This window comes from Pseudomonas sp. FSL R10-0399 (assembly GCF_009600165.1).
Lineage (GTDB): Bacteria > Pseudomonadota > Gammaproteobacteria > Pseudomonadales > Pseudomonadaceae > Aquipseudomonas > Aquipseudomonas helleri.
Window position 1 is genome coordinate 1 of record NZ_WIWK01000162.1, and the last position, 9,963, is coordinate 9,963.

The 9,963-nt window shown below is 53.2% G+C and carries 13 protein-coding genes; 3 read left to right on the plus strand and 10 right to left on the minus strand.

Annotated elements, in window-relative coordinates; translation table 11 throughout:
• Positions 1–127: 127 nt before the first annotated feature.
• From GHO41_RS27180 to GHO41_RS27190, 3 genes are all read right to left on the minus strand, one after another.
• Complete coding sequence (locus tag GHO41_RS27180) at positions 128–823, minus strand: hypothetical protein (protein WP_153435138.1); 696 nt, start codon at positions 821–823, stop codon at positions 128–130.
• Positions 824–1,021: 198 nt separating this feature from the next.
• Positions 1,022–1,903, minus strand: a complete 882-nt coding sequence (locus tag GHO41_RS27185) for an SPFH domain-containing protein (protein ID WP_153435139.1) — start codon at positions 1,901–1,903, stop codon at positions 1,022–1,024.
• Positions 1,900–2,355, minus strand: coding sequence for a hypothetical protein (locus GHO41_RS27190; RefSeq protein ID WP_153435140.1), 456 nt, complete (start codon positions 2,353–2,355; stop codon positions 1,900–1,902). The genes GHO41_RS27185 and GHO41_RS27190 overlap by 4 nt, the downstream gene beginning before the upstream one ends.
• A gap of 249 nt (positions 2,356–2,604) precedes the next feature.
• On the opposite strand from GHO41_RS27190, the gene GHO41_RS27195 reads away from it, so the two are divergent.
• Both GHO41_RS27195 and GHO41_RS27200 read left to right on the plus strand, forming a co-directional pair.
• Entirely contained in the window at positions 2,605–3,099 is a 495-nt protein-coding gene (locus GHO41_RS27195; RefSeq protein WP_153435141.1) for a hypothetical protein, read from the plus strand.
• A 130-nt stretch (positions 3,100–3,229) separates the two neighbouring features.
• Positions 3,230–3,646: a hypothetical protein gene (locus tag GHO41_RS27200; RefSeq protein WP_153435142.1), complete on the plus strand. Its 417-nt coding sequence runs from the start codon at positions 3,230–3,232 to the stop codon at positions 3,644–3,646.
• 137 nt (positions 3,647–3,783) lie between these two features.
• Here the strand turns inward: GHO41_RS27200 and GHO41_RS27205 are convergent, their stop codons facing one another.
• From GHO41_RS27205 to GHO41_RS27215, 3 genes are all read right to left on the minus strand, one after another.
• A complete protein-coding gene (locus GHO41_RS27205) occupies positions 3,784–4,248 on the minus strand; it encodes a hypothetical protein (protein WP_153435143.1) in 465 nt (154 codons plus the stop codon).
• Positions 4,249–4,395: 147 nt separating this feature from the next.
• The gene (locus GHO41_RS27210; RefSeq protein WP_153435144.1) at positions 4,396–5,070 is read right to left on the minus strand and encodes an OmpA family protein; all 675 of its coding nucleotides are present in this window, start codon (positions 5,068–5,070) and stop codon (positions 4,396–4,398) included.
• A 470-nt stretch (positions 5,071–5,540) separates the two neighbouring features.
• Positions 5,541–5,825 carry a hypothetical protein gene (locus GHO41_RS27215; RefSeq protein WP_153435145.1) on the minus strand — a complete coding sequence of 95 codons (285 nt, stop codon included), beginning with the start codon at positions 5,823–5,825 and terminating at the stop codon, positions 5,541–5,543.
• Between the two features lie 466 nt (positions 5,826–6,291).
• On the opposite strand from GHO41_RS27215, the gene GHO41_RS27220 reads away from it, so the two are divergent.
• Positions 6,292–6,507, plus strand: coding sequence for a hypothetical protein (locus GHO41_RS27220; RefSeq protein ID WP_153435146.1), 216 nt, complete (start codon positions 6,292–6,294; stop codon positions 6,505–6,507).
• Between the two features lie 12 nt (positions 6,508–6,519).
• Here GHO41_RS27220 and GHO41_RS27225 read toward each other — a convergent pair whose 3' ends face one another.
• The 4 genes from GHO41_RS27225 to GHO41_RS27240 all read right to left on the minus strand — a co-directional run bounded on the left by GHO41_RS27225 (position 6,520) and on the right by GHO41_RS27240 (position 9,451).
• The gene (locus GHO41_RS27225; protein WP_153435147.1) at positions 6,520–7,548 is read right to left on the minus strand and encodes a hypothetical protein; all 1,029 of its coding nucleotides are present in this window, start codon (positions 7,546–7,548) and stop codon (positions 6,520–6,522) included.
• 156 nt (positions 7,549–7,704) lie between these two features.
• Positions 7,705–8,274, minus strand: coding sequence for a hypothetical protein (locus GHO41_RS27230; protein ID WP_153435148.1), 570 nt, complete (start codon positions 8,272–8,274; stop codon positions 7,705–7,707).
• Positions 8,275–8,286: 12 nt separating this feature from the next.
• Positions 8,287–8,610 carry a hypothetical protein gene (locus GHO41_RS27235; RefSeq protein WP_153435149.1) on the minus strand — a complete coding sequence of 108 codons (324 nt, stop codon included), beginning with the start codon at positions 8,608–8,610 and terminating at the stop codon, positions 8,287–8,289.
• A 22-nt stretch (positions 8,611–8,632) separates the two neighbouring features.
• A complete protein-coding gene (locus tag GHO41_RS27240) occupies positions 8,633–9,451 on the minus strand; it encodes a hypothetical protein (protein ID WP_153435150.1) in 819 nt (272 codons plus the stop codon).
• Positions 9,452–9,963: the final 512 nt, after the last annotated feature.

Sequence of the window (9,963 nt, forward strand, 5' to 3'; positions counted from 1 at the left end):
CAGAAGGCCATGGCTATGCGGCATGATGCTCCAGCTTCAATTCAATGACCGTGTTGCACTCAGCTCCTGCAACCGCCCTGGGTCAGCAACCACGCTCAGCAAAGGATAGAGTCCCCTCGGCAGGCAACTATGAAAAAACGTCGGGAGAACAGGTCTTATCGGCAACGAATTGAGGAACTAAAAACTCAACGTGACAGGGTTGCCTCACTTTTGCTCGAAGCTGACGCCAAGATTCTTGAACTGACTCAAGAGATAGAAGGCCTCCGGACTTCACCTTTACCACCGAACGTGACGAGACTACGTTAGTCCCGAGGACAAAATGGGATTTATTTCCGCTTTTTTGCGATAGTCCCATGGACACACCAATACCGCCTGCAAGCCCCGATCTAAGCTGCGCGAGAGGTTTGTCCATACCCTGCATACATGCCGGTGGGCGGGCATCACCTTCTACGCATTCTTCCCAATTGAAGGAGTCGATACTACTGCCGGCACACCAGACCATTACGTCCCAGCAGTTGAGTTCACTGCCCGCGTCAAGTTTGCATGGGTTGATGGTGTAAACGTTCAGGGTATTAGGCACACCGGGCATTTCAGTGATGAATCCTTTGCGCGGGTTTGCGGCAAGCTTTGCGAAGATGAACTCGTACACGGCTTTGCGACTGAGCTCTTGCTTGTCATTTTCCCAAGCTGGGATTCGGAGGCCGTCCTCCAGCTCGTTTACATCATACTCATGGGCGACCTTACCGATGAACGCCTCAACGCCCTCAGCAGCGAGCAGAGAGATCAGATGGTTCATTACTTCCAGAGGGTTATTAAGTTGCATGTCGATGGCTCGTTTGTTTTGGATGAGTCCATGATCAGCCTGAACATGACGTGTCATCAGCAAGCGGCGAACATCGTCACTTCCAATATTGGGAGTGCAAAAACGACTCAGATTGACTTGCTGCGGCGGGGCGGTTTCAGCGGGGGGATGTGGGAGGGGCTGACAAGCGCCTCCCGACGCTTGCCTGATTGCGGATGGTTACTTGTTGCCCGGTTTCAGCAGGGAAGTCACAGCTGACATTAAGTCGTTAGGAAGGGCAATAATCTTGGTGTTATTCGACTCAGCGAGTCGAGCGTAGTTCTCCAGAAACTTCTCACCTAGCAGGTATGGACCAGCCTCCGGGCTAGCCTTGAGGGCAGTGCCAACCGTAGCTACTGCTTTTGCCGTCGCATCGGCAAGCTCAACCTGGGCCAAGGCGTCTTGCTTGGCAGCTTCGAAACGTCCTTCTGCCTCTTGGATAGTCGCGTAGCGCTTAGCCTCTGCTTGCAGGTTCACTGCCGTTTTTTCACCCTCGGCACGGGTTACAGATGCCTTACGCTCGCGTTCCGCAGCTGCTTGCAACTCCATCGCCTGAACCATACTTGGGCTTGGTGCGATTTCCTGAATTTCCACATTGCGTAGCAGAATGCCCCAGTCTTCCAATTCCGAACGAATCGAGTCCTGAATTGTTGCTTTGATCTGGTCACGGCTGGTCAATGCTTCATCAAGCGTGAGTGAACCAAGTTTCGAGCGAAGAGCTGCGGCGGCGAGCATTGATGTAGCGAGTCGGTAATTCTCGACTCCATAAATGGCCTTCTGAGGGTCGGACACTCTGACCACGATAAGAGCGTCAGCGATGACAACTGCGTTGTCCGAGCTGATGCAGTCAACCTTGCCCAACTTGAGCATCATGTCCTTGCTCGAAGTGGTTGCGACTCGGCGGTCTATCAGTGGGATCAGGAAGTTGAGCCCGGAACGCAAGGTGCGGTGGTACTTGCCAATGCGCTCGATAACGATTGAGTCAGTCTGGCTGACGATTCGCACGCTCAGCAGAATGATGACGACCACCGCAACGAATAAAGCGATGAAAAAGATGTTCATTTTGTAGCTTCCCCTTCAATTTCAACCGTGAGGGTTGAATCGTCATTGACCTTCAAGACCCGTGCTCTGCACTGATTCCTGAGAAGTCCTGTTTGTTTGATGTTCCACTGCTCAATCCCACCAATCGGGGTCGAGAAGTTGATTACCGCGTGAGTAATGCCGTCTCGGACGCTGACGCTCGATACGTAGCCGGCTTCGCCCAAAACTGCGGTAGCTGGAATGCCAACCGCAGGTGTAAAACGCCTCGCAATGTCGATTTGCGCTATCGCGGCGGCGACGCCAAACGCAACCAGACCCCAAATCGGGATTTCCCACAAATAGCAGGCAAGCGACATGAGGCATGCTGCGATGCCAAGCACCAGAAGCTTGAGGGTGAACGCGTAAGCCTCGATCAAGATTAGAGAAGCGCCAGCCAACAAGAGCATCAAGCTCAGCCAGTTAAGGTCAGTCATTTTTCGTCCTTCGGTAGTCCTCGTTCGATGGTAGGAAGTCGAGTAGCAAGTTTCATCTGAACTAGGTGCAGTTGCAGGCAGTGCTTGGTCAACGGCGGTAAGGATCAGGGTGGAGCTGCTGTGTCATCAGTTGCCCTGGCAACTCCTAAACACCCAAGATCGAAAGTGAGAGTAAATGGTGCGATTTCGGAGGATTGGAATTGAGCGGGGCGCTAATCTAGTGTTCGGTGAACAAACTGAGTCAGATGGATGGATCAAAACGAATTTTCACGCCGGCTGCGTCTTTTGGCTGGTGCCGAGACCAATACGGTTGCCCAAGCGATGGACCCATACACCCGAATTTTGGGGAGTCTGGGACTTGTCAGTACCGTCCGCCGAACCCAAGCCGTAATGCTCGGGCTGATAATGGGCTTGGGTTTCGTCTTGGTGCTTCATTCAGTCGATCTAGGGTCAAAGGCCGCTACGGTGGTACTGGCGCTATCCCTTGCAGCTGCTGGACTTACGATTCTCAGACGCTTCCCCTACTGGACGCCAGCAGGTGCGCTTAGCGATGGTTTGCTCACCCTCAGCAGTTACCAACTCAATGACCTGGACTCGTTCATAAAGCATCAACGAACTGACCTCCGAATCGTGAACAACACGCTTATCAGTGATCTGTGCTTGCAAGTGGCTATGGATCGGCGCCGCCCAGCCGCACCGACAAAGACTCAACAAGGGATATTTGGCAATGGTTACAGCAGCTAAGCCGTATAGCATCGAGTTGCACCGTCACAACTTTGCGCGTTGGTGTGCAGCCCGAGCGTACACGCGGGGCCTAAAAGGGGGGGGCAACCAGATAGCCTTTGATCTAATCGACGCCAGCGGTTTGCAAGCTGTGAGTGAGCCTGCACACATTGGCCCTGACGTTGATGCGTGGTTGCTGGGCTACATGCGAAACATCGCTGATGAAGCGAAACGCCGTGGCGTTGATGGTTTCAGCTTTGGTCACGCGCAGAAGATCGTAAATATCTACCTCAAGTCCATTTTTGTTTGTGGTGAGCATTACCGGCACCCCCTAGTGGTGCAGCTGCACCCACCTCTGGATAGGCAGCTGTTCCTTGGGCTGAAAACGCACCTACGCAAAAACAAAGCTGCCTACCCCGCAGTTGCGGCTGCGTTCACCAAGGCTCAGAAGGTGAATTCGTCCTGGACAAGCTTCACTGAGGCCGACTACATCAGTCACATTGCAGCGATTCAGGCATTGATGGTGGGTCGCCCGCTTTACGAGGCCGAAGAACACTGGAGCCTCTGAAAGGCTTTTGAGTATTCAAGAAAGTAAAAAGGGCAGCCCAATGGCTGCCCTTTTTTTGATTGAACCCAGTTCAGCTGGTTATAGCCTGCTTGTGTAGGGCACTGATGAATTGAACGCCGATGATGCGAACGTTCTAATCAAAAATTGCGCTTGTAAAAGTATCGCGCCAAATAGCCCCCACAAACACAAAAGGCAAAACCAATCCAACGGGCTGCGTTACCGGCACGGAACGGAAGCTCATCCCAATCATCGGAGTGGAAAACAGCGTCAGAGTTGACATTCTGATTGCTGAGAACGTGAGGCAGCCCTTCCTTCTGTGCTTTCATGATGATCAGGGTATGGATGCCGATCCAGACGGCACCCAAAATGATGGGCCATGTGTTCTCAAGGCGTCCACGAAACTGAGAGTTGATTTTGCCGACCCCCCAGACCAACATGAACATATAAGGCCCAACAAGAAGCTCACTCCAGTGCTTGGATAGCTCAAAGAATGAGTGCCCGGTTAATTGAGACAGACCAACAAGCCAAATAACTGGCAGCCCTAAAAGCATCACTAGACCAATGAATAGCATCCCTTGAATCTCACTGCTTGTGCGGCTCATATACGTCCCTCAACCTTTCTCATTCTTCCGTTCTTCTACTAGATACCAGTCTAGGGCAGGCAATGTATTTGACGCTCAGTGTGTAAGGCATAGTGCTCAACGCGTGTATGTGATTACGAGCACCCCTCGGCAGCAGAACGACTGTTATCAGCGCATTGCTGTTTTAGGCGCGTCATCGCTTAAGACGAATTCGACGCGTCGATTTTCAGAGCGACCCTGGGGAGTGTTGTTGCTCACTTTGGGTTCTTTGCTGCCGGCGCCGCGTACATACAGACCTTGATAAGGTACGCCCGCAGCAGTGAGGTAAGCGGCGACAGCTCGGGCGCGGTCGTAGCTAAGGCGGTTGTTGAGGTCTGGTGAGCCACTGCTATCGGTATGGCCGGTGATTCCGATCTTGTACTGCTGGCCTTTCAACGACTCTGCGAGTTTGCTCAGCGAGGGGTACGCATCGGGAGCAATGTCGGACGAACCAACTTTAAAGAAAACATCGGACTGAGCGCTAATGACCAAGACACGCTGGCCATCGGCAATGCGTGCTTGCTCGACTTTGAGCTCAGTTGCTTTCAGCTCAGCTTGCATGGCCTTATTGCGTTTATCCCACAGGTATCCAGCACCACCCCCACCAGCAGCGCCGAGCATTGCGCCCTTGATAACTGTTGAGCCGTCGCCGAGTGCTGCGCCAACCAACGCGCCACCAACTGTTCCCACCGCGAGACCTACGCCAGTACGGGTGATTTCAAAGTTCCCAGTATCGGGGTTGGTTGCACAGCCTGTCATGATGAGACAGGCAGCGAGGGCAGATGCGAATTTCGAATTGTTCATTTCAGCGTGTCTCCGGTTAGTTGGGATGCGCCTATCATCACCACTTACTTCCTGTGTCGTCGGGGGGGCATCGAAACTTTCCCAATCCCACGAATAGGACCTGAGGACGCGCAAGGGTAGCTGTGGTGCCTGGACAACGTAGCCAGCTCGCTGCTTGATCAAGACTTCACCGGGTCGTGGTATCACGCGAGGCCCTGGTGTGATTCCCGGTTCCTGCCGTCAGTACTGGCGGAGAATTCATCCCAATCGTTCAGCGCACAAAGCTTGGCCATCCGGTCGTGGAAAAACCATCGGCGACCATACCCCAACTTGCCGGGGTCGGCCAGAATTGCGTATTTGTTTGTGAGCCTGCAAACCACTGCCAGTCAGCCTTACGCGATCCTTGTGACGGTGAAGAACACACCAGATGCCCGAATCGTATGCTTTGTTTCTTGGGTGCAGATCGTCATGGGAGAGGCTTTCGCACCGTCTTAAAGCAGTGTGAGTTGGGTCGATATGGATGGCTGGCTTAGGCCTTGCCAATCGACAGTCTTCTTCACATTTTCCTTTGTGAGGGGCAGCGAGCGGTAAGTCTTGCCCGCGACATACCAACGGATGTGAGGCACTGTTCTGCGCCCGCTCATGGTGTGGCGCACCTGTCGCGCTACACGCTTACCTGGGGGCGTGAAATCTGCGTTGGACTTAATGACTATCTCCCGGCCAAGGATTCTCTTGCCGGCCTCAATGGTCATTGCAGTCAGTGCTTCTTTGTTCATGGTGAAACCTCTGTATGCGATGTGCCAATGATATGAGGCGCAACACTGTGTCATTGAGGTCGGGGGAATGTAGCTCGACTACATCAGTGTCGGTGAGTCCTCGCCTTGGAGCGGTTATCATTGCGACACTGGATGATTGCCACCGGAGCTTGGTCCAACGCCCTCACTTCACAGGGTAAAGTGTTTCGCCAATCTGGCGCGGACAATAGAAGCCACTGTTGCCTGATGCACAACTATAGGAAGGTTTTCAGATGAGCCATTTTAAGGGTTGGGTGCAACTGGCACCTTGCCCCAAGTGCGGCGAAAAGAAGGGTTGGTACGAGAAGCTGATTTGCAAGTACGAGCAGCATTATGCTGCCGATGGTAATGCGGACGACGCTACCACCTTCGAACGCGTGAGAGGGGGAGAGCGCCGCTTTTGCGTCAGTTGCAACCGAGACATTACTGATTTGATTGGAGCACCCTCATGATGCCTGGAAAGATCACCTCAAACCTGACCGGGCCATCAAGGATTCGAGCGGCTGATCTTGCTCGTCTGAAAAAGATGCTCGATGACATGACCAAGGAAGAGCAACGCCGCATTGATGCTGGGCATGTTGAGGTTGTACCTCGTAGCATGCGTGCCTCTGAGATCAAGAATGCAGAAGCATTAGAGCGCGTTCTGAAAGCTCTTGGCGTGTGAAGTGAGGCGTTCTCAACTGTCCTGCCGGGCACTGTAAGAAGGCATCCGCAACTTGTTTCTTCTGTACCTCACAGTGCTAACCGGGATGCGTGCAATTCCGGCAACCTCCGAATCAGTGCGGGTCGAGAGCAGGCTTTCGAATTGCACGGGAAATGGATTGTAGGGCTCAATCCCAAGGGTGTCCCTTTGACGCTTCAAGTGGAACTCACTTAGGGCTACTAGCTTGGCCAGTCGCCTCAGTGGCATCTGGTTTAGAAAGTGAGTGAGGTGATCTGGCAGCTGCTTCGACCGGCTAATCTCCTTGGCCACTGCCTTGTCCTCCAGTGCCTTGACAAGCCGCTGTGCTGCGAAGTCTGCCAGCGGCCCGCCGTACAACGCGCACAGCTGCTCATCACTTGTTAGGGCGAGCTCTTCATTACTCACCAGCTTCCAATAAGTCCTAGTGGAGGGGCCTGCAATCTGTAAGGTGTTTCGCATTGCCCTCACTTCTCTTGGATCTATCCCCGTAGCCCTGGTTATCTGGGCATTCGTCTGGTGAGGCAGGAGTTCGATCCACTCCGGCTTCCAGATTCCGTCTGCCTGGGCCTGCATCGTTGCTGCCGTTGCTATATCTGCCGCTGCAAGGTTTCGATATGCCTCGATCACCTTGACGCTGATGCCCCTGCCCTTGGCAATGTTCCTCGCCGTGTACCGCCCAACCATGTCTCGAATTCGAGGTTGCAGCTTCGGTTTGCGGGCTGAATACGAGGATATGCCGAGGTCGTTGCGGATGGCCGTGATCAGGTGCGAGGTGATAGACGTGTCGTACCGGACATTTACCAGCCTTGCTAGCACTTCATCCTCAATTTGGCCAAGCAGCGCGAGCCAGTTAGCTGCCGCTGATCCATGGGGTTTGTCCGCGAACACTGGGAACCCGAATCGCGCTCTGAGGGTGGCAACCTTGCTTGCGGAGAGGTCGGGCAACACGGAGGCAAGGTGTGCGTTAGAGAGAGTGGAAGCCACGATCGGCACCCAGAAAGGGATGTTTGCAGTTGCATTCACAGTGCTGGGCTCTCTCAGGATTGATTCACCAAGCCGGGGCTTGTGCCCAGAAATGATACATCCATGCAGAGAGCCGATCTACGATTCAGCAATGCTAAGTGGGGATGAGGAACGAACTGGCCAGCGCTTTGCCGGCCTGTGGGTCAATACGGCGTATTAGCTGCGCATAACTATGTTCAGGACAATGCCCACAAATACCAAGAATGAAAACAAACAGAGGGTTCTGATCCACTTCGTTTGCTTCAAAGTCAAATTATGCAAATCGATAATGCGTTGAGTGTCGGAGGTGATAGTTATGCGTTCCACCTGAACCTCCCGGTCAGTGCTATTCCTGTCCCCGTCCGCTGCAATAATGCTTCCCCCAGCGCCTGCGCTCGCTAAAGTAAACATCTGAATAAGCACATCCATCGCATCTTTAGCTACTGGGTCCAAGTCCAAGCTGAATTTAATAACAAGCGTTGTATACCAGGCAACAATTAGAGCGCCGAATGCTACAAGGGAATACCCCTTCGTCAGTCGGGAGCGTTTCATTTTCAGAAGTATAGGGAAAATAATTGCCGCTGATGCCAACAGTACCACCCCGGCCCAAACGAACTCCCTTTCGACAGACAGCCGGGCAGCCCAGTAGAAAAACGCGAGGATTGCAAAAAATAAAATTACCCATTGAGGTATTGTGAACGCAGTGCAGAAGCGGTGCATTACACTCTTGAACCAATTGACGAGCACTAGCTGTTACTCCTAAGCGATTGCTGAAAGGTTGACCGCGTTTCTTCGCATTGATGCGGCATGGAATGAAATCACGTTACTGGTGGACTCAACAGCGGTCAGGCTGATGTGTGCGTGCGCCAGGGCTCTGCGAATGAGCTGGCTTCCCTCGATCATCTTGCGGATGAAACCAGCCGGGCGTACATGCCGGCCATTGTAACTGCCGGCCAGAACTTCGCGACGGTGCTTGGCGAGGAAAGGGATGCACTTTTCCTTGATCCGGGCACGGACAGCAGCGTCTTGATAGTCACCGCTGATGCAAAGACTGACCATTCGAAGTAGGTGGCTCGGCAGCATTTCAAAATTCCCTTTTTAGTAGTTAGTGGGTGATGGTTTCTGGTGGAACTTTTGAAGCGGCTCGCAGGGCTTCGCCCCTTTGGCGTGGCGCTGATGCACGCCCGAACAGCGGGATAAAAGCTTCCTGCTCGTCGGTTAATTCATTCAGCAATTCTTCATCGAGAATTAAAGGGGCTTCGTCGAGTTGTTGAGAGGCTTTAACCGGCACTACCGGGGCCTGCGAAAGCTTGATACCAAGGCGTTTGGCAACCTCATCACTCCACTCACCGCACGACTCGTTTAGGCTGCTGCGAATGTCAGAGGTATGGGTGAAATAGGTGGCAAGTGCTGGGTATTCCTCGTCGAACAACATCACGTCCAGCAAGATGGCCTGCTCCAGCTCTGGGTGTTTTGCGATGGCGTAAACTTTGATCCCGCCCTCGACTTCGACAAAACGAACCATTGAGAGCGCAGTCTGCTGCATGTAGATGTGATGCGAATAGTCGTGCGTACTGGCCGTGCCCTTCATCAACCAGCTGTTGGCCCGCGCTACGCGCATCTTTGTTTTCACATCACGAATGATTGAGCCGGCTAGGTCTCGCAAAGAGTACCCCAGCAGGCTGATAGTCACTGCTCCAGCAGCCATTTTGAAATTGAGTGCCTGATCACCGAAGCTGGCAGCGAACTGTGCGTCCATAGCCAGGACACCGCTGTAGACGCCGATGCATGTCAGGCTAGCGCTGATTGCGCCAGAAATCATGCTGCGGGTCCAGACATGGCCTGCACGGAAGGTTGCGCGGTCATAGCTATAGCCATTGAGCATGGTGCTGCCGTTGGTGATGCTTTTAAGCAGGTGCTTCATGGTGGAGCCTCCTTTGTTGGGATGGCTCATCTTCAAGCGTAAAGAGGTGTGTCATTGCGGCGAGGGGGCAGGTGAAGTGAATTCGTCAAATCCAAAGACAGGATGCGGGGGAGTGTGCCCGCATCCACCTATTCCGAATGAAGGTCTATGCGCTCTTGCGGCTCTGAGCTTGCCTCCACTCCATGAAAGCCTTGTGGTACGTCTTCTGGATTTTTCTTGCGTACCAGAAGCCGGCCACGGCGATTGGGATTAGCACCAGCATCCACCATTCGTTCCCAGCAAGGCCCGTCTCTTTATGTGGCATCCAAAGGGAGCCCAAGATGAGGAACGAAGAGAGTCCTATCATAAATGAAATACATTGTCTGACGTGCGGAAGTTGTGGGGCTCCTACTAACGAGGTGTCAACTGGCTGATCCTTTTCCCATGCTTTTTTTGCCTCCTGAATTCATAGAATAAGCGCAACGCTTGAAACGAGAGGCAGAGAGCCAGCCACCGGTAGAATCCAGGCTCTC